Source organism: Alkalimonas sp., assembly GCF_020831925.1.
GTDB lineage: Bacteria > Pseudomonadota > Gammaproteobacteria > Enterobacterales > Alteromonadaceae > Alkalimonas.
Map to the genome: position 1 here is coordinate 30464 of NZ_JAFIFQ010000015.1, position 21406 is coordinate 51869.

Annotated in this window: 20 protein-coding genes; 16 read left to right on the forward strand and 4 right to left on the reverse strand. The window is 48.5% G+C overall.

Going from position 1 to position 21406, the window contains the following annotated elements; all coding sequences use genetic code 11:
• The 11 genes from fba (at position 1) to JJU14_RS06735 (ending at position 9439) form a co-directional block, all read left to right on the forward strand.
• Positions 1-1038, forward strand: a complete 1038-nt coding sequence (fba, locus tag JJU14_RS06685; RefSeq protein WP_228611849.1) for a class II fructose-bisphosphate aldolase — start codon at positions 1-3, stop codon at positions 1036-1038.
• A 327-nt stretch (positions 1039-1365) separates the two neighbouring features.
• On the forward strand, positions 1366-2124 hold the full coding sequence (locus tag JJU14_RS06690; RefSeq protein ID WP_228611850.1) for a DUF3450 domain-containing protein: 759 nt from the start codon (positions 1366-1368) through the stop codon (positions 2122-2124).
• A gap of 7 nt (positions 2125-2131) precedes the next feature.
• Complete coding sequence (locus tag JJU14_RS06695; protein WP_228611852.1) at positions 2132-3499, forward strand: MotA/TolQ/ExbB proton channel family protein; 1368 nt, start codon at positions 2132-2134, stop codon at positions 3497-3499.
• Positions 3500-3501: 2 nt separating this feature from the next.
• On the forward strand, positions 3502-4026 hold the full coding sequence (locus tag JJU14_RS06700; RefSeq protein ID WP_091342575.1) for a MotA/TolQ/ExbB proton channel family protein: 525 nt from the start codon (positions 3502-3504) through the stop codon (positions 4024-4026).
• A gap of 12 nt (positions 4027-4038) precedes the next feature.
• A complete protein-coding gene (locus tag JJU14_RS06705) occupies positions 4039-4437 on the forward strand; it encodes a biopolymer transporter ExbD (RefSeq protein WP_228611854.1) in 399 nt (132 codons plus the stop codon).
• Positions 4438-4441: 4 nt separating this feature from the next.
• A complete protein-coding gene (locus JJU14_RS06710) occupies positions 4442-5062 on the forward strand; it encodes an energy transducer TonB (protein WP_228611856.1) in 621 nt (206 codons plus the stop codon).
• A 2-nt stretch (positions 5063-5064) separates the two neighbouring features.
• A complete protein-coding gene (locus JJU14_RS06715) occupies positions 5065-6336 on the forward strand; it encodes a tetratricopeptide repeat protein (protein ID WP_228611858.1) in 1272 nt (423 codons plus the stop codon).
• A gap of 275 nt (positions 6337-6611) precedes the next feature.
• On the forward strand, positions 6612-7217 hold the full coding sequence (locus tag JJU14_RS06720) for a hypothetical protein (protein ID WP_228611860.1): 606 nt from the start codon (positions 6612-6614) through the stop codon (positions 7215-7217).
• A 30-nt stretch (positions 7218-7247) separates the two neighbouring features.
• Positions 7248-7484 (forward strand): hypothetical protein, encoded by a 237-nt coding sequence (locus JJU14_RS06725; protein WP_228611862.1) that lies wholly within the window; start codon positions 7248-7250, stop codon positions 7482-7484.
• On the forward strand, positions 7477-8346 hold the full coding sequence (locus JJU14_RS06730) for an HprK-related kinase A (protein WP_228611864.1): 870 nt from the start codon (positions 7477-7479) through the stop codon (positions 8344-8346). Before JJU14_RS06725 ends, JJU14_RS06730 begins: the two co-directional genes overlap by 8 nt.
• Positions 8333-9439: a nucleotidyltransferase family protein gene (locus tag JJU14_RS06735; protein WP_228611866.1), complete on the forward strand. Its 1107-nt coding sequence runs from the start codon at positions 8333-8335 to the stop codon at positions 9437-9439. The genes JJU14_RS06730 and JJU14_RS06735 overlap by 14 nt, the downstream gene beginning before the upstream one ends.
• A 23-nt stretch (positions 9440-9462) precedes the next feature.
• Here the strand turns inward: JJU14_RS06735 and prsR are convergent, their stop codons facing one another.
• From prsR to JJU14_RS06750, 3 genes are read right to left on the reverse strand one after another with little or no spacing between them, the layout of a single operon-like run.
• Entirely contained in the window at positions 9463-10824 is a 1362-nt protein-coding gene (gene prsR / locus JJU14_RS06740) for a PEP-CTERM-box response regulator transcription factor (RefSeq protein WP_228611868.1), read from the reverse strand.
• Positions 10825-10850: 26 nt separating this feature from the next.
• Positions 10851-12875: an XrtA/PEP-CTERM system histidine kinase PrsK gene (prsK, locus tag JJU14_RS06745; RefSeq protein ID WP_228611870.1), complete on the reverse strand. Its 2025-nt coding sequence runs from the start codon at positions 12873-12875 to the stop codon at positions 10851-10853.
• Positions 12876-12889: 14 nt separating this feature from the next.
• On the reverse strand, positions 12890-13630 hold the full coding sequence (locus JJU14_RS06750; RefSeq protein WP_228611872.1) for a serine protease: 741 nt from the start codon (positions 13628-13630) through the stop codon (positions 12890-12892).
• Positions 13631-13742: 112 nt separating this feature from the next.
• Here JJU14_RS06750 and JJU14_RS06755 point away from each other — a divergent pair, with 112 nt between their 5' ends.
• The 5 genes from JJU14_RS06755 to JJU14_RS06775 all read left to right on the forward strand — a co-directional run bounded on the left by JJU14_RS06755 (position 13743) and on the right by JJU14_RS06775 (position 18555).
• Entirely contained in the window at positions 13743-14585 is an 843-nt protein-coding gene (locus JJU14_RS06755; protein ID WP_091342252.1) for a patatin-like phospholipase family protein, read from the forward strand.
• 55 nt (positions 14586-14640) lie between these two features.
• A complete protein-coding gene (locus tag JJU14_RS06760) occupies positions 14641-15516 on the forward strand; it encodes a PEP-CTERM/exosortase system-associated acyltransferase (RefSeq protein ID WP_228611874.1) in 876 nt (291 codons plus the stop codon).
• A 49-nt stretch (positions 15517-15565) separates the two neighbouring features.
• A complete protein-coding gene (locus JJU14_RS06765; RefSeq protein WP_228611876.1) occupies positions 15566-16435 on the forward strand; it encodes a ThiF family adenylyltransferase in 870 nt (289 codons plus the stop codon).
• Positions 16436-16577: 142 nt separating this feature from the next.
• Positions 16578-17483: a PEP-CTERM sorting domain-containing protein gene (locus JJU14_RS06770; RefSeq protein WP_228611878.1), complete on the forward strand. Its 906-nt coding sequence runs from the start codon at positions 16578-16580 to the stop codon at positions 17481-17483.
• Positions 17484-17793: 310 nt separating this feature from the next.
• Entirely contained in the window at positions 17794-18555 is a 762-nt protein-coding gene (locus tag JJU14_RS06775) for a PEP-CTERM/exosortase system-associated acyltransferase (RefSeq protein WP_228611880.1), read from the forward strand.
• 91 nt (positions 18556-18646) lie between these two features.
• Here JJU14_RS06775 and prsT read toward each other — a convergent pair whose 3' ends face one another.
• Complete coding sequence (prsT, locus tag JJU14_RS06780) at positions 18647-21406, reverse strand: XrtA/PEP-CTERM system TPR-repeat protein PrsT (protein ID WP_228611882.1); 2760 nt, start codon at positions 21404-21406, stop codon at positions 18647-18649.

Below are 21406 nucleotides of genomic sequence, written 5' to 3' on the forward strand. Positions count from 1 at the left end.
ATGGCACTTATTTCATTACGTCAGATGCTGGATCATGCTGCTGAGCATGGCTACGGTGTACCGGCATTTAATGTCAATAACCTGGAGCAAATGCGCGCCATCATGTTGGCCGCAGAGCAAACCGATAGCCCGGTTATCGTGCAGGCATCCGCTGGTGCCCGCAAATACGCGGGCGCGCCTTTTTTGCGTCATCTTATTCTGGCGGCAATTGAGGAGTTTCCAAATATCCCGGTGGTGATGCATCAGGATCATGGTACCTCGATGGCGGTTTGTCAGCGCTCCATCCAACTGGGTTTTTCGTCGGTGATGATGGACGGCTCCCTCGGTGAAGATGGCAAAACACCAATGGACTACGATTACAACGTCGCTGTCACCAAAAGTGTGGTCGATATTGCCCATGCCTGTGGGGTGTCGGTAGAAGGGGAGCTCGGTTGCCTGGGCTCACTGGAAACCGGTACTGCTGGCGAGGAAGATGGCATTGGTGCCGAAGGCGTGTTAACCCACGAGCAAATGCTGACCGATCCGGACGAAGCCTTTGAGTTTGTCAAAGCAACCGGAGTGGATGCGCTGGCGATTGCCTGCGGTACCTCGCATGGTGCTTACAAGTTCAGCCGGCCGCCGACAGGCGATATCCTGGCGATTGATCGGATTAAAGCCATTCATGCCAAAATCCCGAATACGCACCTGGTGATGCACGGTTCCTCATCGGTGCCGCAAGAGTGGTTGAAAGTGATCAATGAGTTTGGCGGTGAGATCCCAGAAACCTATGGTGTACCGGTCGAGCAAATTCTCGAAGGCATTAAGCACGGCGTGCGTAAAGTGAATATTGATACTGATCTGCGTTTGGCTTCCACCGGGGCCGTTCGCCGCTTTTTAGCACAGCATCCGGCCGAGTTTGATCCACGCAAATTCCTGCAGGCTTCAACCAAAGCCATGACCGAAATTTGTGTGGCGCGCTATGAAGCCTTTGGCTGTGCTGGCAACGCTAGCAAGATAAAACCTGTAAGCTTGGAAGCTATGGTAGGCTTCTACAGCTAAAGTACTGTATTGCTTGTTTTTTGTGCGGTTAGTTTAACAAAGTATAAGTAGAAAAAAAGCAGCGCTTTAATAGCGCATAAACACGACTTAAAACCGCATAAATAAGCAACATTTGAATTAGTGGCAAAGCCCGTTGTCGTATTGACAATGGGCTTTTTAGCTGTAATGATGCTGGTGGTTTACCCTCTAACCAGGGCTCTCTATTCGTGGTCATTGCACTGGGTTGAAGTGCCACTGTCATTGACCTGAGAGTAGTTTGAGAAAAGCCCTAAACTCCAGGTTACGTTAATCAGCAATTATTGGTTGGGAACTATGCTTAACAATAAAATGAGTAAAAGTCTTATCGCATCGGCTTTTGCCGGTGTCTTCGCCTTTTCCGGCGGAGCGATGGCGAATTCCGGCTTAGAACAAATCCATCAGGAAAATAGCCAAATCATTCGTGAAGCCGTCCGCTCACAAGAGCGCATTAACACGATTTACGAGCAAACTCAGGATCTGTTGAATCAATATCGTCAAGTAGTCGACCAAACCGATAGCCTGACAGTTTACAATGATTTTCTGCAAACGCTGGTGACTGACCAGCAGCGTCAAATCAACTCCATTCAGCGTCAAATCGACACCCTGGAAGATACCCGCCGTGGTACTGTGCCACTGATGTTTAAAATGATTGATGCATTGGAAGAGTTCGTGAAGAACGATATTCCACTGCGTACCGATCGTCGTATCGAGCGTGTTGAGCGCCTGCGTGAAGTCATGGCGCGTTCTGACGTGCAACTTTCTGAACAGTATCGTCAAATCATGGAAGCCTACAGCATCGAAGCTGGTTATGGCTCTGAGCTGGCTGCGTTCCAGGGTACTTTAAACTTGGGTGGTAACGAGCTGACCGTCGATTACGTGCATCTGGGCCGCCTGGCGCTGATGGCCATGTCGCTGGATGGCAGCAATGCCTGGCACTGGAACCGTCAAACCAACAGCTGGGAACAACTGCCGGACAGTTATTTAACAGGCGTCAGCGATTTCATCAAAATGGCCCGTCGTGAAATTAACTTTGATATGGCACGCGTACCACTAATCGCAGCGGAGTAAGACGAAAATGAGAACCCTATTTAAATCCTTAATCGTTGCTGTTGCGGTGACTGCTACTGCCAGCATGGCATTTGATGCTTCAGCCAACACCAACCGGCTGGATCAAATCCTGGAACAAGTAAAGCGTGAGCGTCAGCTGGAAGGACGTGTCAACCAAGAGCGTGAGCAAGCTTTTATCAATGCACGCCAGGATCAACAACGTTTATTAAATGAAGCTCGTCGCGCTCTGGCCAACCAGGAAGCACGTGGTGAGCGTTTGCAAAAAGAATTTGCTGATAACGACATTCTGATTGCACAAAAAGAACAAGAGCTGATTGCTGCCCAGGGTACTCTGGGTGAGTTATTCGGTATGGTGCGTGGTAGTGCCAGCGATGCCATCGGCTTGGTTTCTAGCTCGATTGTTAGTGCTCAGTACCCAGGTCGTCACGAGCCACTGCGTGGTTTGGCGGCTGCGACTGAACTGCCAACTATTCCAGAAATGGAAGACCTGTGGGTTGCTTTGCTGACAGAAATGGTTGAGTCTGCCAAGATCTCCAAGTTTGACGCTGAAGTTGTCAATCTGGATGGTGGTACCTCATCCCAGCGCGTCACGCGTTTTGGTTCTTTCCACGTAACCACTGACCGTGATTATCTGTACTACAATGCTGATACCAACCAATTACAACCACTAGGCCGTGCACCGATTTCCCGTGTACACAACTCAGTGTCGGATTTCCACAATGCTCGTCCTGGTACTTTGACCAATCTGTTTGTTGACCCAACCAAAGGCAACAGTATTCTGCGTTTGAACCAGCAGCGTGCTACTTTGATGGAATACTACCACCAGGGTAAATTTGTCGGTTACCTGATCACAGTGTTGCTGGTCATTGGTTTACTGATTGCCATTGAGCGTTTCGTGGTGCTGTCACTGGTTGGTGGCAAGATCCGTGCTCAGCTGAAAAATCTGTCCAATCCTTCCGATGGCAACCCGCTGGGTCGTATTCTGAAGGTCTACCACAACAACAAATCTGCTGATGTGGAAAACCTGGAACTGAAACTGGACGAAGCCATCTTGCGTGAAACGCCAAAAGTGGAGCGTGGCATTAGCATGATTAAACTTTTTGCTGCTGTTGCACCTCTAATGGGTCTATTGGGTACCGTTATCGGTATGATTATGACCTTCCAGACCATCACATTGTACGGTACTGGTGACCCGAAACTGATGGCGGGTGATATTTCTCTGGCATTGGTAACTACGGCTCTGGGTCTGATCGCGGCACTGCCACTGATCTTCGCTCACAGCATTGTTGCGACCAAAGCCAAATCTGTGCTTCACGTACTGGATGAGCAAAGCGCTGGTATCATTGCTGCTCATGCGGAGAAGGAGAAAGCCTAATGATGCTCCAGCTGATTGAGCTGTGGGAATCGGTACAGGATTTTATTCATACCGGGGGCAATGTCTTGTACATTGTCGCCCTGGTGCTCTTCATCATGTGGTTTCTCATGTTAGAGCGCTACTGGTATCTGAAAGCGGTTTTTCCGAAGGAAAAGAAAGCGATTATCGCCCGCTGGGATGCCCGGGAGGACACCACCTCTTGGTATGCTCATAAAATCCGCGATACCTGGATTTCTGAAGCAACAACAAAAATTGACCAGAATATGCTGCTGATAAAGACACTGGTCGCTATGTGTCCGCTGATCGGACTACTGGGCACTGTAACCGGGATGATTGCCGTCTTTGACGTCATGGCTACCCAGGGTACTGGTAACCCTAGAACCATGGCGTCTGGTATCTCGATGGCCACTATTCCGACCATGTCTGGAATGGTAGCTGCACTTTCCGGGGTCTTTTTCAGCTCGCGGTTAGAAATCAGAGCAAAGCGGGAAAAAGCGAGCTTGGTTGATAGCTTACCGCATCATTAAAGAGAGATTTTTATGGCACGTAAACGTATTCGTGAAGACGACGAGGCCCAAATCGACATTACGCCGATGATGGATATCGTTTTCATTATGTTGATCTTCTTTATCGTGACAACTTCATTCGTGAAAGAAGCCGGTATCGATGTGAACAAACCTGAGTCCACTCAGGCACAGCAAAAACCAAGCGCCACCATTTTTATCGCCATTCGTCCAAATGGTGAGATCTGGATGGACCGTCGGATGGTTGATGTCGAGCGGGTTGCCGCTAACATTGAACGTCTGGTTGCTGAGTCGCCAACTGATACCATTATCATTCAGGCTGACAAAGAAGCTATGCATGGTCGGGTAATGGAAGTCATGGATCAAATCAAAGCGGCAGGTGATTACATCATCACTATCGCCGGGGAGCAGTGATACTATGGCACGTTTACTTACATCGCTATTTCTTGGTGCTGTGGTAACGTTTCTATTGTTCTTGTTAATGGCGACCCTGGTCAAAGGGACCGGGGAACGCCGCGATAACGAGCAAGAGCGGATTGTTGTAGAAATTAATACCACACCGCCAGATATGGATACGCAGGTGCGTCGGCCACCGCCACCACCACCACCACCACCACCAGCGCAGCCGCCACAGCAGCCACAGACACCTCCGGATCAAACCGATGTGTCAGGTGCGGTAGGCTTTAATATGCCTGGTCTGGATTTAGGCGGCGCGTCAAGTGGTATTGGCGATCCATCAGGTGCTTTAATGCGTGATGGTGATGCGCAACCTATCGTGCGAATTGAGCCGCGTTACCCGGTTCAGGCAGCACGTGACGGGTTGCAAGGCTGGGTTCGTTTAAGCTTTAGCATTATGGAAGACGGCAGTGTTGATAATGTTGAAGTCATCGAAGCAGAACCACGTCGTGTGTTCGACCGTGAAGCAATCCGTGCGTTACGCCGCTGGCGTTATCAGCCAAAAATTGTTGATGGTCGTCCGCAACAGCAGCATGGCCTGCAAGTTCAGCTGGACTTCACGCTTGATATGGCCGGAGGTTGATGATGACTAAGTTAACAAAACTCAGTTCAGCACTGGCAATCGCTTTTGCGTTAACAGCAGGTTCTTTCTATGTACCGGCCAGCCTGGCTGAAACGGCTGCTCAACAGCAGCAACGGATCCAGGAGCGTAAAGATCGCCGTAGCCAGGTGGTTTCTGAGCGAACCGGTCGCTCATTGTCACGTGCGATTGATTTGTACAATGAAGATCAAATCCAGGAAGCATTAAAAGTTTTGCTGGATACCCGAACCAGCTCAGACTTTGATCGTGCTTTTGTGGATCGACTGATTGGTCAGTTGTACGTTGGCATTGACAACACCAAAGCGATTGATTATCTGCAACGCGCAGTACGGCCAGATATTCTTGGCTTCAATGACCAAGCCGCAACGCTTGAGAATATCGGCCACTTGCTGATGCAGGAAGAGCGCTATCAGCAAGCTATCGAAGCCTATCGTGCTTGGATGCACTTCACTGGTGAGCAAAAGCATGACATCTACTTCCGTATTGCCGGTGCTTATCTTCAGATGGAGCAGTATGATAACGCTGTGCAGCCGATTGACCGTGCTTTGGCGTTGTCTGATGAGCCACGTGAAAATTACTATCAGGCCAAGTTAAGTGCTTTGTATGGTGCTCAGCGTATACCTGAAGCGACCCAAGTCCTTGAGCAAATGGTTACCTTGTTTCCAGACAGTGCTCAATGGTGGTTCTATCTAGGCAATACGTATCAGATGCAGGAAGAGTTACAGAAATCGCTTTCGGCGCTTCGAGTCGCCAATATACTGGGCTACCTGGAATCACGTACTCACTTTCAGATGTTTGGTCAAGCCTTTGCTAACAATGAGATGTCATTCAAAGCAGCTGCGGTGTTTGAGCAAAAAATGAAAGATGGGGTTATTCCGGAAAACCGGCAAATCCTTATGGCCATTGCCAGCAACTACCAGGCAGCTCGTGAATATGCCAAAGCGGCAGAGTTTTACGGTCGGGCTGGTCAGTTGGACAATGATGCCGAGGCATTCCGTCGTCAGGGTGAAGCGTTAATTTCTATCCAGCGCTATCGCAATGCGATTACCGCTTTCAATCGTGCACTGGAATTAAATGTAGAGAATCCTGGCCGGGTGCATATGAGTATGGTTGCTGCTCATTTTTATTTAGAGCAGTATCCGCAGGCTTTAGCTGCAGCTCAGCAGGCACGACGTGACACGGCGCTAGCGCGCCAGGCACGTAGCTGGGAAGACTATATTCGGGATAAAGCCAAGATGAAGGGCGTAAACTTGTAAGCTCTCGCTGCTTTTAACTGTAAAAGGCTCAATACTGTATTGAGCCTTTTGTTTTTATGGGCATGGATGAAGAACTGTTCAGATTCTTCATTTTGAGTTATGATGTGTAGTGTCCTTTCAAGTTGTCTGAAAATTTTACAAAGGCACTGACCTTTTGCAAGGTTCAATAGATAGCTTGCTGAATTATAAATAGTTTATTTTGTGGTGTGATTTTTGCATCGTTTAGCGATATAGCAAGTTTAAGCAAGGCACGTTGTTTAAAGGAGTAGTTTTTGATGGAAATGAAGGATCAAAACGTAACCAAGTCAACCAGCCAGAGCCGACGCAAGTTCCTGATGCGTACCGGTGTTGGTCTAGTGGTTGCATCCTTGCCTGCCCGTTCTGTTTGGGCTGGTAGTGGTGGTATTGCGCAATCCATCGTTGCTTCCGGCCATGGCTCAGACTTTGCCAACGGTCAATGCCTGCATCTGAAATCTTCCGGCTTTTTTGGTAATAATGGCAATGGCTCACAAGCCAATTCGTTTGCGGAGACAGCGGCTCGCTTCACCGATATTTTCCCTGGGCATCCTTTAGACTTGCCACCGAATCCGTCCAAGCCAATCGATGAAATTTTAATGGCTGATGTGTTGCAGGTAAACGGCGAGTTTATCGGCTCAACCAAAATCAACCGTTTTATGGCCGCTGTTTATATGAACGCAGTTTACCATGGCCAATTTGGTATTTATTTCCCTGTGATTGGCAGCAGTCCTTCGCTGCAAACTGCGAGTGACATGGCCAATTATTTGTGGAATCTGGCTAGCCACAATAATACGGCGGTGTTGTCGAAAGAGTTTGAGGATTTAGTCAACAATAGACATCCCGGCTCATTTCAGTGCAGCTAAGTTGTACTTCCCTAGGGTAAATACCCATTGATGCTGCATGATGTTTTACTGGAGCATGTTGTTGTTCACAGTTTTTCCGATGGCTCAGGTACTGTCTTTTTCAATCAGGTAACTGGTGAAACGCTCGGTGTCTCTTTAACCGCACAGCAATTAGAAAGGCTGGTTTTAAACGGTGAAACTGACATCAGCGTGCAGGCTCAAGATCTGCACGCTTTATCCCGCATGCTTAAGCTCCCCTCACAGAGTCTTGAGAAAGCCAATGTCTAGTCAGCAGTTTCTACTTCTTCCGCCTTTTACCTTCGAAGTCCGAACCGATATTCCACTTGTTGCTGATAATTTAAAGCGACTATACGGCAACCGCCTGGTAGACATGGTCTCCTATCCTGATTATTTTGTATCGGTGCAAAAAGCCGAAGGGATACGACGATTTTACCGTCCGCAGGCACGTTTTTTTGCTGATCAGCAGGAGCCCTTTCAGCCTTTGCAGCAACAGCAAGCTTACGCCATGCTGGAATGGGGCATGAACTGGTGCATTGCAACCCATGAAATGCAATACGTCATTATTCATGCTGCGGTACTGGCCAAAGACAACAAAGCCATTTTGTTTCCAGCACCGCCCGGGTCGGGCAAAAGCACCTTGACAACCTGGCTGGCATTCCATGGTTGGCGCTTACTTTCGGATGAAATGGCGTTGATTCAACCGCATAGCCGAACTGTTATTCCCTTTGTCCGTCCTATCTGCCTTAAGAATAACTCCATCACCTTAGCGAAGCAGTGGTTTCCTGACGCTACTTATTCGACAGTAGCAAGTGATACGCATAAAGGGGATGTGATCCATCTTTCACCGCCCGAAAGTAGCTGGCAGCACAATAAAGAGCCGGCAGAGATAGTCGGTGTGGTGTTCCCAAATTACCGGTCTGATACCGAGATGGATATTTATCAGCTTGATAAAACTCAAAGCTTTATGCAACTGGCTCAGAATGCCTTTAATTACGGTGTGATTGGTCATGATGGTTTCGCCACCTTATGCCAGTTAATCGATCGGGTTGCAGGATTTGAAATCTTTTACAATGATCTGGCTTTGGTGGCGGAGTTTTTGCAACAGGAGTTGATTGATGCAGGGGGCTAGTTGGCTAATTGCGTTAATGAAGGACCCACAGCTCGCCGCAACAGTCCCTGAACAAGACTGGGTGCTGATTATTCGGTTGCTTCGAAAGCAGCAGTTGTTGGCACGCTATAGCTATTTGTTTCGGCAGGTCGCAGTTTTTGATGCATTGCCTGCTTACGCCAGACATCATTTACAAAATGCAGAGATCCTGGCTCGCAAGCAGTTTCACCAGGTTGAATTTGAAGCGAGTGAACTGGTTACTTTACTGGCACCGCTCAAGGTAACCCCGTTATTTTTGAAAGGGGCTGCTTACTCTTTGGCGCTTGGTGCATCCATCGGACAAGGGCGAACCTACAGCGATATTGATATTCTGGTGCCAAAGGAAGCGATTACCTCCGTTGAGCAGCGTTTGGCGCTCCATGGTTACTTTGGCGAACCAATGACACCTTACGATCAGCATTACTACCGGCAGTGGACCCATGAAATACCACCTGTCCGTCATCACAGCAGAGGTACCATCATTGATATTCACCACAATTTGGTACCTCCGGTCTCAGGCCGGGCTCCGGATATAAGTCATTTTCTAACGCATCTGGTAACGACGGAGCAGGGGTACCAGGTATTGGCCCTGCCGGCGATGACTCTACACAGCATCATTCACTTGCTGTTTAATGAAGAATTTAAAAATGGCTTTCGCGATCTGACGGACTTGCATTTACTGTTTCTGCAATTCAAACAGCCCGCGCAATGGGATGCTTTATTTGAGCTGGCAACAGCAACTGGTTTTTCTACTGAGCTTTTTCTGGCGTGTCGTTACTGCCGTAGTATTTTAGCCACTGGATTGCCTGATGATTTTTATCAGAGGTTGGAAAGACAGCATGGGGCTACAAAGAATCAGGCAATACTTGATTTTGCATTTAAGCGGGTTTTAGCGCCGCGCCATCCTGTTACCGATAACTGGCAAGATAAACTGGCCGATACCCTTTGCTGGTTACGTGGTCACTGGTTAAAGATGCCAGTGCCTATTTTGCTCTGGCACCTTATCGTTAAAAGTAGCCGGGGGTTATTGGTCGCTGTGCTTGGAAAAAGCTACTTCGAACCTGAGCGCCGCTAGGCGCCAGGTTATATCAGTTGCGTTCAGCTCGTTAGCTCATTGTTTCTGAGTTCAAGCAGACGGTACTTATCAATTAAAGAATAGAGCGTTGGCCGGGTAACACCGAGCAGATCGGCTGTTTTGGATAAATTGCCGTTACTCAGTGCATAGGCTTCACGAATAGCCTGGCTTTCAGCATCCTCACGTACTTTTCGCAATGTCCGTGGTGCACTGTGCTCACTGCTCGCTGCCAAACCAAGATCATCGGCTGTGATCTGCTTACTATCTGCCAGAATCACGGCTGACTTCAGTTTATTTTGCAGTTCACGAATATTCCCAGGCCAGCGATGACTAAGCAAGGCCTGCATGGCATCTTCAGAAAAGGTGTGTACCTGGGTCTTGAACTCTTGATTAAACTTGTGCAGCAAGGCTTTAGCAATAATCACCACATCCTGGCCACGATCACGCAGTGGTGGTATAAATAGCGTCATCTCGCTGACACGATAGTACAAGTCTTCCCGAAACGTCTGCTCAGCCACCATATCCGCTAAATTGCGGTGCGTGGCGCAAATCACGCGCACATCCACTTCGATTACCTGTCGGCCACCCAAGCGCTCAATGACTCTTTCCTGTAAGAATCGGAGCATCTTGGCTTGCAGACTTAATGGCATATCGCCGATTTCATCCAGCAACAGGGTGCCTCCATTGGCGCATTCAATTTTGCCAAGGGTGGTTTTATTGGCCCCGGTAAAAGCCCCTTTCTCGTAGCCAAATAACTCGCTTTCCAACAGGTTTTCCGGAATGGATGCACAGTTGATAGCGACAAAGGGTTTATCGGCTCGGGGGCTTTGTTTGTGGATGCTGCGGGCAAAGACTTCTTTACCGGTACCACTTTCCCCTTGCAGCAAGGTGGTAATTTCTGTCGGCGCTATTTTTTCTACCATGCGGCAGGCTTTTAAAATAGAGTCGCTGTTGCCGATAATATCCTGCTGATGCAAACCGGAGTGACGCAGATAGCGGTTTTCCTGTTCCAGTGCACTTAGCTTGAAGGCTCTGGCCAAAATTACGCTGAGGACATCCGGATCGATGGGTTTCTGATAATAGTCATAAGCCCCCAGATTGATGGCTTTTAACGCATGCTCTTTGTCGGTATTGCCGGTGATGATGATAACCTTGCATTCAGGGTGAATGGCCAGAATGTCTGTCAAGCAGGCCAAGCCTTCGGAGGCATTGCTGGGATCAGGCGGCAGGCCAAGATCCAGAGTGACTACGGCGGGTTCATAGCGACGAACCTGAGTTAACGCAGAGCTTCGGTCTTCAGCGAACACCAGTTCGTAATCCGGCAAACTCCATTTCAGTTGTTTTTGAATACCTAAATCATCTTCGACGATTAACAGTGTCTTCATGGCACAATCCTTGTCATTCTTCTTTATTAGTTTAAAGGAAGTCGCATGGTAAAGGTAGTCCCAAAATTTGGTTTACTATTTACCGTCAGGGTACCACCTAATTGCTCGACAAATACCAGAGCATCGTAAGCCCCAATCCCCATGCCAGCGTTGCCCTTGGTAGAGTCAAAGGGTTTAAATAAGCGTTGTTGAATGAAATCAGCACTCATTCCGCTGCCCGTGTCGGTAATTTGCAGCAGCATCATTCCTGCGTCTTTGGTTAGCTCCAGCCAGACTTCGCCATCATCAGGCGTCGCATATTGTGCGTTATCAATAAGATGAAACAGCACGTTGCTAAAGCGTTCTTTATCCAGTGACAGCATCACCGGCTCATGGCGTCGCAGAACAGGCAATGGCAATTGGCCCTGGCAACGGCTTTCAATCAGCTGCTCGATCAGTTCCGATACTTCAAAGCGCGATTGATTATCCTCGCTGCGTTCTTTATTCATCAGTTGCGCCAGCATTTTGTCCATGCGTCGCTTACTGGAAGCTATGGTGTCAAAGGCATCTTCGATAAACTCTGGGTTATCTTTGTGCCGCTCGGCGTTCTTCAGCAGCAAGCCAAGCTGGGCTGTGATGTTTTTTACATCATGCACCACAAAAGCAGACATCCGACTAAAAGCCGCAAACTGAGCGTTTTCCATTAGTTTGTTATTGGCTTCCAGTAAAAATAAATAACTGGCTATCTGTTCGGTAACTGCGATCAAATAGTCTTTCAGCTCCCAGTTCAACTTTAATTGCAGATGGGGCTCAGCATCCAGCAAACACAGCCCCCACAATCCATCCTTGGCATGAATGGGTATGATAAGTTGAGTGTAGATGGTCGTTGTCCTGGATGGCAGGCTAGCGACAAAAGGATCTTTGCTTAGCTTTAAATCAATGATCCAGCTGTTGTGTTGGTAATCCTGTATGTATCGCTCCAGGATTTCATGCTCTTCAGTAGTCAGTTCCGGCCGGTTAATCCGGGCTAATACTTTAGGCTGCTGTTGGTAGCGAAGTAAGGCTCCCCGGGTATAGCCAATAGCTTGCAACCAACTCGCCAAGGTTTCCTGATGCACATTGTCTTTATTGACATCAATCTGGCGCAAGCGGTGGGTCAGTTCCAGCCATTTAGCCCGGTAATCAAAGGTATTCTCAAAAAAATGCTTTTCAATAAAAACTTTTAGTTTGCGCCGAATGTTATCAGACAATACCAAAGCAGCAAGAAGCGCAAAGCCAAGCACTACAAAGGTGGCTTGCAGCAGCTCTGACCAGGCACCGCCGCTGTAGCGAATATAAAAGCCTGCCAATGCCAATAAGCAGAGGTAAACGCCGGCAGCCAGGACCAGTGAGCTTTGCATCACAATATCACGTGAAATATAGACCCGAATATTCCATGCTTTGATGCGTCGCACCGCAATGACCAACATCGGCAGCATAAGCAACTGCACATAACTTCGCGCCGACCATAATTGAGCATCCACCCGTTGGAACAAGCTGCCCTCAGCCAGCAGCACAAAATCAAACAATACTGAGACACTGAGCGCGAAAATAAGGGGTTTAAATTGCCAGCGAGCATCGCCAGCACGGCGATATAAGGCTTCGAGTAAGGCTAGCACAAAGATGCACAGCAGCAATTGGCCGGTTAGCAGTAGGGATAGGGGGACCAGCTCGAGCTGAGCCAGGATCGTCCAACTGAGCAGCAGTACACAGCTTAACCAGACAATCTTCCGTTGCAAAAACGCAGAAATCTGCGTCTGATAATCATGCAGCGCCGCATAGAGGAAAAGTATCAGCAGCAGTATGCGGCTGTTCTCCAACCAGATGGAGCCAGTGGATTGGTAAGGTGGCTGCGTGGTTAGTGCGTACACCAGTGCCCAACAGACAGTAGACAGGGCATAACCAAGCAGCAAAGTTCGTGGTACGTTTCGTGCTTTGACGGTTAGTAGCAATGCGAAGAAGAACAGATAGCCGGTCGCGGCCAGCGCAAAACCAATTTTATCCAGCGCAAGCTGGCCCCAGAACTCCTGCATAAAGCCCCCGCGTTTTAAGGCTGTTGCAGCAGCTGCCGGACGTAACGTACCGGAATGGCGTAACTGATGCCGCTTGGGTCACTTAAAACCGCTTCGCGGGTTGTCTTTACATGCACCATATTGATGACACCAATCACCTCTCCGCTGTCTTGATGCACGAGTGGGCTTCCACTGTTGCCCGGGTAGGCGGTAGCATCCAGCTGATAGATTAAGTAAGGTTCACGCAATCGGCGCAGTGCCTGAATATGTAAGTCACGGGAGTTGTCTGCCGGGATTGCGATGGGCGTCACAGCAGAGATAATGCCTTGGTGTGTTGCCGGGTATAGACCCAAAACATTCGAAATGGGAAATCCGGTGAAAGCAATCCGGCTTCCCTCCGGTTGCAACGCATCCTTGGCGAGTGTTAAGGCCGGCAATGCTTGTTCGATCTCAACAATGGCCAGGTCGTACTCTGGTGCATTGCGCCGCTTCACAATGCGATGCATAGTGATGTCGCGGGCTGAGCCAGAAATCACCACATACTCCTCGCGTCGGGACTCATCCAGAATTCGGCCGATTACATGGTAATTGGTCACCACCTGCTTGCCATCGCCTACGACAAAGCCTGTACCAACAAAGTTGATTCTGGGCGAGGCGGATGGGTTGTGGATAGCAATGCCAACCACCGAAGGTTTAATTTGGGGAATCAGCTCGACCAGAGTCGAAGCCTGAACTGAACAGCAAAACAAAAAAATCCAACCGAGTAGCAAACGCATTTTTATCATCCTTGGTCTAAACTCTGATCTGAACCTGTGCAGTTCATCACATCTGAGTGTATCGTATTGTGTCGCTTTTGCAAAAATGATCGACCATCTCAAGGATATTGCCATGCTGGTAAAGCCGTTAGAGCGTGAAATTGTGCCTATCTTCTCTGGAGGGGGTACCCGCTTGTGTTGTTACATTGGCATTCTGATGGCTTTAAAAGAAATGCGATTGCACTTTAATCATTTGGTCGGTGTTTCAGGGGGGAGCATCGTAGCGGCCTTGTATGCAGCTGGCTGGAAGCTGGATGACATCAAAGTACTGGCTATGGATACCGATTTTAAGCAATTTAGAGAGATTTCATTTTGGTCTTTGCTTCGCACGGGCGGTTTATCGGATGGTAACCGTTTTGAAGAGTGGCTGGATGAAAAGCTGGGCGGGCGCACTTTCGCTGATTTAGAGCTGGATTTGCACGTGCTGGCAACGGATATCAATGGCGGCGGCCCGGTAGTGTTTAATAAAGCATTGACGCCTAGGCTGAAGGTGTCACAGTCCATTCGCTATTCCATGTCGATTCCACTGCTGTTTTCTTTCAAAGACTTTCAAAATCATGTCATGGCCGATGGGGTGATCTTATCCGAAGATGCGCTACATAAAGACTGGTCTGGTCGCCATGTGCCCGCAGTTTGTTTTCGCTTGAAAAGCGATGCAGAAGAAAAGCCGGTGCTGAAAAATCGTTTCTTTCCGCTGATTTCATACATTAATATGTTGATCCAAACCTTTATGAATGCGGTATCGCGAGAGTACGTGCATGCTGAGTATTGGCATAACACGGTACTGATTAATACCGGGGATGTGTCATCGGTGGATTTTAGTTTATCCCTTGAAACCAAACTGCATTTGCTTAGGCTTGGTTATCAGACGACCATCGATGTGATTCCGTTAAAATTAAACTGGCTTCGGCAATAAACTAAAGCCATACTAAGATGAACTACAACTGAATGCTAAGCAGCAATGACGGACGATGAAAAAACTTAGAACCCTTGCTGAGAAGCCCATCATTGGTGGGGTGGTTAAAAAAGCTATGACCTCCTTGGCTAGCAATGATGCCAAAGTGATTTCACGTCACTTCTCCCAGTATCTGCGGCCGCAAATAGCCACGACCGAAGAGCTTAAGCATGAAGTGTATCATTTGCGGCATCAGGTCTACTGCGAAGAATTGCATTTTGAAGATATTAAAGAAAGTTACGAAGAGTGTGATGAGTTTGATGCGCGTGCAATTCACTGCTTTGTGCGTCACCTTGGCTCGAAAGCGCTGGCAGGAACGGTGCGGCTTATCGGTTCCAATGCCGCGGACGAATTATTGCCTATAGAGCAGTTTTGTGGGCATGCCATTGAGCACCCTGAGTTGTCGCCGATGAATTTTCCACGTGAGTCCATTTGCGAGATATCCCGGTTAGCTGTGCCGGAAAACTTTCGCAAGCGGGCGATTGATAAATTCAAAGGGGCTGCCACTGGTGCGATTAACGAGCAGGTTTTCTCTGAAACTGAACTCCGCTGCTTTCCCTATATAGCCATCTGTTTGTATCTGGCAGCGACCGCCATGGCGATGCAGACTAAGCGGTATCATGGATTTGTGATGATGGAGCCCCGGCTGGCGCGAAGCTTAACTTTTGTTGGTATTCAGTTTCAACAAATTGGCAAGCTGATCGAGTTCCATGGCAAACGAGCCCCTTTTTACATTGATGCACGTGACTTGCGCAGCAATTTAAGCCCAGGTTATCTGCGGTTGTTGGAGTCAGTCGAGCGTGATCTGATTCAATCCGGTGGCCTAAAGCCGGCTGCAGAGCACGCCCGGGGGCAGGGGTTTTCGTTGAACCCTCTCTCTTCTCCTTCTTAACTGGATACAAAGGTTTCGCAAGGCTTTCAGCTGATTCGATGAGGCATTCATGTTTGATTATCACCAGGCATTTTCCCGTAATATAGGCTGGGTTACTGAACAGGAACAAAGCAGGCTCCGGCAGTGCAAAGTTGCCATTGCCGGTGCTGGTGGTGTTGGAAGTGCTCATCTACTGACTTTAACCCGGCTTGGAATCAGCCACTTCAGTATTTCAGACTTTGATCAGTTTGAAATTCATAACTTCAATCGCCAGGCGGGTGCCATGTTATCGACCATCGACCAGGACAAGGTTGAAGTGATGGAACGCCTGGCGCGTGATATTAATCCAGAGTTGGTTATCGACAGCTACCCGCAGGGCATAGACGCCAGCAATGTGGATGCTTTTCTTGATGGCGTGGATTTGTACGTTGATAGCCTGGACTTCTTTGCGCTGGAAGCTCGCAAGCTGGTGTTTGCAGCTTGTACTGCCAAAGGTATACCCATTGTCACGGCAGCCCCTCTGGGCATGGGCAGTGCTTTGTTGTGCTTTATGCCCGGAAAGATGACCTTCGAGCAGTATTTTTGTTTTGAGGGGCGCTCTGAATTGGATCAATACATCCAATTTTTGATTGGTTTGTCACCCTCCATGCTACAGCTCCCGTATCTGGTCGATAAAAGCCGGGTTGATTTTAAAGCCCGTAAAGGTCCTTCCACCATTATGGGGGTGCAACTCTGCGCAGGCATGGCGGCTACCTATGCGTTAAAAATCCTGCTGCAACGGGGGAATATAGTCGCAGCTCCTTACGGCCTGCACTTTGATGCCTACCGCAACAAATTAAAAAGAACCTGGCGCCCCTTTGGTAATAAAGGTTTGTTGCCACGTCTGATGTTTGCCATTGCCAAACGAACGGTTACCCGAGCTGATGCTGGAACTGTCTGAATTTTTTACACCTCTGCTTTTGATGTCAATGCATGCCACGGTAAGCGCCTGTTTTTTAAGGTTAAAAAAAATAACATAGAGTTGGCACAAGATGTGCATTTACTTAGGCAACAGACTTTGATGTTCGCTTAAGGAAATAGCTATGAAAAATTTAGGATTAGTTGCTCTGGCCCTCTTCGGTTCTGCAGCAGTTGCGTCACCCATCCAAATCAACAGTGGATATGGTACTACAGCCCAATTCAGTGGTTTAGGTGCCACTAATTTGCCTGTAACTTCTACCTACACTCATGGTTTGGGAGCTGGTGCTGTAACCCATGCTAATGATTTGATTGGCCAGCTGTTGGGTTTCAGTGATGTTGGCTCTGGTGACATTGGCCAGTTGTTCCCTCTGCTGGGTGCTTCTGCAACAGCTGGTTACGGCAATGATTGGAAGCTTAGCTTCTCTTATCAGGTGTCAGGTACTGCCGAGTTCATCGATGGTATCCTACCTCCAGGTTTCTGCCCTCCAGCCCCAGCAGGTGCTTGTGCGGATGGTAACTTAGTCGGTGGTACTTTCAATGGTCAGGAAGTTTTCGGTGCCTTTGATGGTATTGCTCCTACCTTCACCTCTGGCGTGTTTAGCTTCTTCTATGAAGATTTGAATACAAATACCAGTACTCAGGTATTAGGTCTGAATTTGTTATCAGCAAGTGCTTCAGCTTTTAATCCAAACGTAGTGTTTAACGCTGCCGTTGATTACAGCTGGTATGCCGGTGGCAACGCCTTTGTTGAGAACTTCTTCATGGATGTAAACTCTGGTAACTCATTCTTTGATTTGTACACTCAAGGCAATGGCACCACTATTAATTTCCGTGCTGATTTCAACGTAGACCCTAACTACATCCCTGTTTGTGCGGATGCGGCCTGTCTTGAACTGGTACGTACTACTGACCTGAATATCAGTGGTGTATTTTCAGTACCTGAGCCAACTTCAATCGCCATCTTAGGTGCTGGCTTGCTTGGCATGGGCTTCGCCGCTCGTCGCCGTCGCAGCAACAAAGCAGCCTAATCAACACAATTTCAAGCGATTTAAAAAAAGCCAGTCATTGACTGGCTTTTTTATGATTTAAATTTAGGTTCAGTCTTCGTTCATGCAATTCTAATTAATCTAAAAAGCAATGGTGTTTTCCCAAATCAGTGATTCTTCTTTTACCAAGCTTGGGATATAGTGGTATAAAGCTTTAGGGAAGGGTGACATAGTGCACCAACCTCACGGATGACTTCGCATGTGTTCGAATGAACTTACCAGGGTGTAAGGGCGACATAGCTGCAGCAATAAATGTTAAATAAGAGCTGCAAGCGGTTTATTCTTTGAGGGAATGGTTATTAATAATTTCTTTGATTATTTTGAGTTGGTGTTAGCTACAACACCTGCTCAAAAACGCGATGTGTATCACATCCGCTATCAAGTGTATTGCGATGAACTTGGCTATGAAGATAAAAGCCAGTTTAAGCAGCCTCTGGAGCGTGACCGCTTCGATGGGCATTCACTTCACTTTCTGATCCGTCATAGGCGCACGGGGCTGGCAGCGGGCACCGCTCGTTGTGTTTTGCCTTTTGATGAGTTTGGCCATAAGCAATCCTTGCCTTCAGAACACTTTTGCCAGCCAGCACTCGATAGCAGCATCATCACCAACCTGGGGCTAAGACGTGGCGACTATGCAGAAGTGTCCCGTGTTGCGATTCGAGCTGAGTTCCGGCGTCGTATTACACTGGATCACCAGGTGTATCTTGACCACCAGGGGTACCAGTTTACTTCGGACGAGCTGCAGAGCTTTTCACACATTGCAATCTGTTTGTATTTTGCCCTGGCAGCTTACTATCAGCAGAATCAGAATATTCACGCCATGATTGCTATAATGGAACCCAGATTGATGAAGCATCTGAATCGACCTGGCATTCACTTCCAACCCGCAGGGCAGCTGATAGATTATCACGGCGTTCGCCAGCCCTTTATTCTGTACAAAGATAGTCTGGTGAGCGATATTAAACCGTTGTTCCGACCATTTTTTGATTCGGTGTGTCAATTGGTTACAGACGAATTGATCGAGGAAAATCAGTTGGCACTTGATATTGCCTGACTCTTGTCTTGGAAACCAGGTTACCGCGCATAAAAAAGGGCTTTCATCAAAGCCCTTTTTTGTTGCTCCAAAGAAGCGCTGTATCTGTGCTTTAGCGCAGCTGGCTTTGTAGCCTTGCCAAACGCTCTAAAATGCTTGGATCATCACTACGAACCTGGGACAACACTTCACGTGCTTTTTCCTGCTGATTCGTTTTGCCGAGCGCCTCAGCGTAATTCAGCATTACCTCGGCATGATCGGGCCGTAAGCTCAGCGATTGCTCAAAGTGCTTTAAAGCTTCCGCGGGCTGATTCAATCGCAGCAATATCTTGCCATAGGTATCAATGATATCAGGGTGATTAGGTACCAACTCCATAGCTCGCTCGGCATAGGGTTTGGCTTGGGCTGCTTGATCATTGTCTGTCAGTAACCAAGCGTAGTTGTTCAGCGCAATCACATTATTCGGCTCTCTCTCCAGCAGGCTTTGGTACATTTTTTTAGACTGAGCCGAATCGGTCTTCAACAACAGGGTGGCATGATAAGTATCCAAGCCTTGATTGGAGCCATGCTGCGCGATATGCCGCTCAATAAAAGTTTTTGCGCTTGCTTCAGACTCAAGGGCGGCCAGACTAACACCAATAAACAAGGCGGTCTCATGCGTTGGTAGCTCTTGATAACTTGCCTGGAAGGCGCGCTTAGCAGCTGCATTGTCCCCACGCATCAATTCAAGCCGCCCCTTGATAAACTGCATCTGTGAACTAGTGGCCATACCGGATGGCAAATTACTAATAACGGCAATCGCCTGATCAAGCCGCTGCAGTTGTGCTAACAAGGTAATTTGTGCTACCAGCAAGCGCTCGTGGCCAGGATTATTTTTCAGCAACCCATTGATAGTATCTAGTGCTTTTTCACGTTCATTATTCAGCGCCAGAGCATTAGCATAGGTGTAACCGGCCTGAATATTGGCCGGGCTCTGCCGGTACCAGCGCTCCGCCAGCCGAACCGCAGGGGCATGACGTCCTAACTGCTGATGCGACTCGACCAACAGCAAGTGGTGGCTAACTGGGAGAGGCTGTTCCTGAGGATTGATATCGTTGAGCAGATCAATAACTTTTTGAAAATCCTGCTGGTCATGCGCAACCCGGGCCCGCAGCAAGCGTGCCGGATAAATCTGCTCATTCTGACGGAACAATTGATCGATCCGCTTGGTAGCATCCGCTGTGTCCTGTCGCGCCTTGCCGACAGCATAGTATTGCTCTAGGCCGGCAAGGTACTGAGGATGTTGGTCCAGCATGGTTTTCAGTTGCTGATTGGCTGCCGTCAGATCTTGCTGTTGTACCTTGATCATCGCTTGCAACAATGAAGAAAAGGGATTCAAAGGCTTGATTTGCAATGCTTGGTTACTCAGTTGCATTGCTTGATCAAAACGTTGTTGTAAAAAATTTGCATAGGCTTGCAGGTTGTAGCCAGCGACCTGCAGTTCAGGATCTTTAATCCACTCTTCAGCCAGCGCGGAAGCTTTATCAAAGTCACCCTGTTGCAGGTAGGTCATCGCCAAAACTAAACGTGTTTGGGTAATGGAAGGATCCAGCTGCAGCGCCTGCTCCAGATCACGGATACCAGCATCCCGCTGTCCTTCGATACCCAGTTTGACGGTACCAATAGTGGTTAGTCCTGCCGCATCCAAGTCATCACGGCTCTGATATTGGCTTAGAAGGCTTTGCGCAGAATCTGGCGAGCCTTTGCGCACCAGCTCGAAAGCGGTACTGGCGATCAATTGCAGGTTCTGTTCATGCTCCGGCATACTCGCAAGTATCTTGCCGGCATCTTCTGTTTCACCGGCTCTTAGCTGCAATAATGCGAACAAGCGCTGAGCATCGGGTATTTGATGCAGTTGATCACGAATCGGTTCCAGATGACGCAATGCTTGCTCTTCCAGCCCTAGACGCGTTGAAGAGATTGCTGCGATTACGCGTGCTCTTGTGCCCACCAGACCATGACGGATTGCGCGCTCACTGTGTGCTTTAGCTGCTTCAAAATCATCGCGCTGGAAGCTCACCAGGCTTTGTAAATAATTGGCCATTGGCTGCTCTGGGAATAAACGCAGCAACAGGTTTAAATGGGGCTCACTGTTATCAAACTCACCATTTCGGACATAGGCTTGTGCCAATAACAGCCTGGCTAACAGTTTGCTTGGTGCCAAAGCAACGTATTCTTTCAGGTTCTCAATGGCCTCTGGCATCTCTTCCTGTGCCAGCCAGATCTTACCTTTTAAATAGCGTGTCTCTGCAAAGAGTTCACTGTCTGCTGCAACGGAGTCTAAACGCTCGATGGCAGCTTCAGCCTCACGTGCACTCAAATGCAAATGCGCCTGGGCCATGGCAGCAACATCCGCATAGTCCGATTGGCTCAGTCGTTCAAAATGCACAATGGCAGAGGGCGTGTCACCCAGCTCAATCTCCGATAACGCACGATAGGTGTCCACCAGCGCCTGATCGCGCTCCGTCAGGCTTTCGCTGTTCTCAAAGGCAGAAATCGCGGCCTGGTAATTGTTGCCGAGGTAATAGGCTTGCATCAAGGGCAAAGCGATGTCTTCTTCTGGGGCACCGTAACGCATAGCCCGCTCAAATTCTCGCTCTGCGCTGCCAGTATCGCCAATACCCAGCAAGGCTTTCCCTAACGCCAGCCGAAAACGATAATCATCCGGCGATTGTTGCACAGCCGAACGCAGTTCGATCACGGCTGCATTGTACTGTTGAGTCGCAAGATAGTCTTGTGCTGCTAGATAATGTGCTTCGCTGTCTTTTTTACTGCAAGCGGTCAGGGCAGCCAAGAGGGCTATACCAGATAGTAACCTTGTTGTTTTTTTCAT

Excerpts from the sequence above, each read along its gene's own strand:
- prsK (WP_228611870.1), bottom strand. The coding sequence starts at position 12,875 with ATGCAGGAGTTCTGGGGCCAGCTTGCGCTGGATAAAATTGGTTTTGCG.
- JJU14_RS06730 (WP_228611864.1), top strand. The coding sequence starts at position 7,477 with ATGTCTAGTCAGCAGTTTCTACTTCTTCCGCCTTTTACCTTCGAAGTC.
- JJU14_RS06725 (WP_228611862.1), top strand. The coding sequence starts at position 7,248 with ATGCTGCATGATGTTTTACTGGAGCATGTTGTTGTTCACAGTTTTTCC.
- JJU14_RS06760 (WP_228611874.1), top strand. The coding sequence starts at position 14,641 with ATGAAAAAACTTAGAACCCTTGCTGAGAAGCCCATCATTGGTGGGGTG.
- JJU14_RS06735 (WP_228611866.1), top strand. The coding sequence starts at position 8,333 with ATGCAGGGGGCTAGTTGGCTAATTGCGTTAATGAAGGACCCACAGCTC.
- JJU14_RS06710 (WP_228611856.1), top strand. The coding sequence starts at position 4,442 with ATGGCACGTTTACTTACATCGCTATTTCTTGGTGCTGTGGTAACGTTT.
- JJU14_RS06690 (WP_228611850.1), top strand. The coding sequence starts at position 1,366 with ATGAGTAAAAGTCTTATCGCATCGGCTTTTGCCGGTGTCTTCGCCTTT.
- fba (WP_228611849.1), top strand. The coding sequence starts at position 1 with ATGGCACTTATTTCATTACGTCAGATGCTGGATCATGCTGCTGAGCAT.
- JJU14_RS06770 (WP_228611878.1), top strand. The coding sequence starts at position 16,578 with ATGAAAAATTTAGGATTAGTTGCTCTGGCCCTCTTCGGTTCTGCAGCA.
- JJU14_RS06775 (WP_228611880.1), top strand. The coding sequence starts at position 17,794 with ATGGTTATTAATAATTTCTTTGATTATTTTGAGTTGGTGTTAGCTACA.
- prsR (WP_228611868.1), bottom strand. The coding sequence starts at position 10,824 with ATGAAGACACTGTTAATCGTCGAAGATGATTTAGGTATTCAAAAACAA.
- JJU14_RS06715 (WP_228611858.1), top strand. The coding sequence starts at position 5,065 with ATGACTAAGTTAACAAAACTCAGTTCAGCACTGGCAATCGCTTTTGCG.
- JJU14_RS06750 (WP_228611872.1), bottom strand. The coding sequence starts at position 13,630 with ATGCGTTTGCTACTCGGTTGGATTTTTTTGTTTTGCTGTTCAGTTCAG.
- prsT (WP_228611882.1), bottom strand. The coding sequence starts at position 21,406 with ATGAAAAAAACAACAAGGTTACTATCTGGTATAGCCCTCTTGGCTGCC.
- JJU14_RS06695 (WP_228611852.1), top strand. The coding sequence starts at position 2,132 with ATGAGAACCCTATTTAAATCCTTAATCGTTGCTGTTGCGGTGACTGCT.
- JJU14_RS06765 (WP_228611876.1), top strand. The coding sequence starts at position 15,566 with ATGTTTGATTATCACCAGGCATTTTCCCGTAATATAGGCTGGGTTACT.
- JJU14_RS06700 (WP_091342575.1), top strand. The coding sequence starts at position 3,502 with ATGCTCCAGCTGATTGAGCTGTGGGAATCGGTACAGGATTTTATTCAT.
- JJU14_RS06755 (WP_091342252.1), top strand. The coding sequence starts at position 13,743 with ATGCTGGTAAAGCCGTTAGAGCGTGAAATTGTGCCTATCTTCTCTGGA.
- JJU14_RS06720 (WP_228611860.1), top strand. The coding sequence starts at position 6,612 with ATGGAAATGAAGGATCAAAACGTAACCAAGTCAACCAGCCAGAGCCGA.
- JJU14_RS06705 (WP_228611854.1), top strand. The coding sequence starts at position 4,039 with ATGGCACGTAAACGTATTCGTGAAGACGACGAGGCCCAAATCGACATT.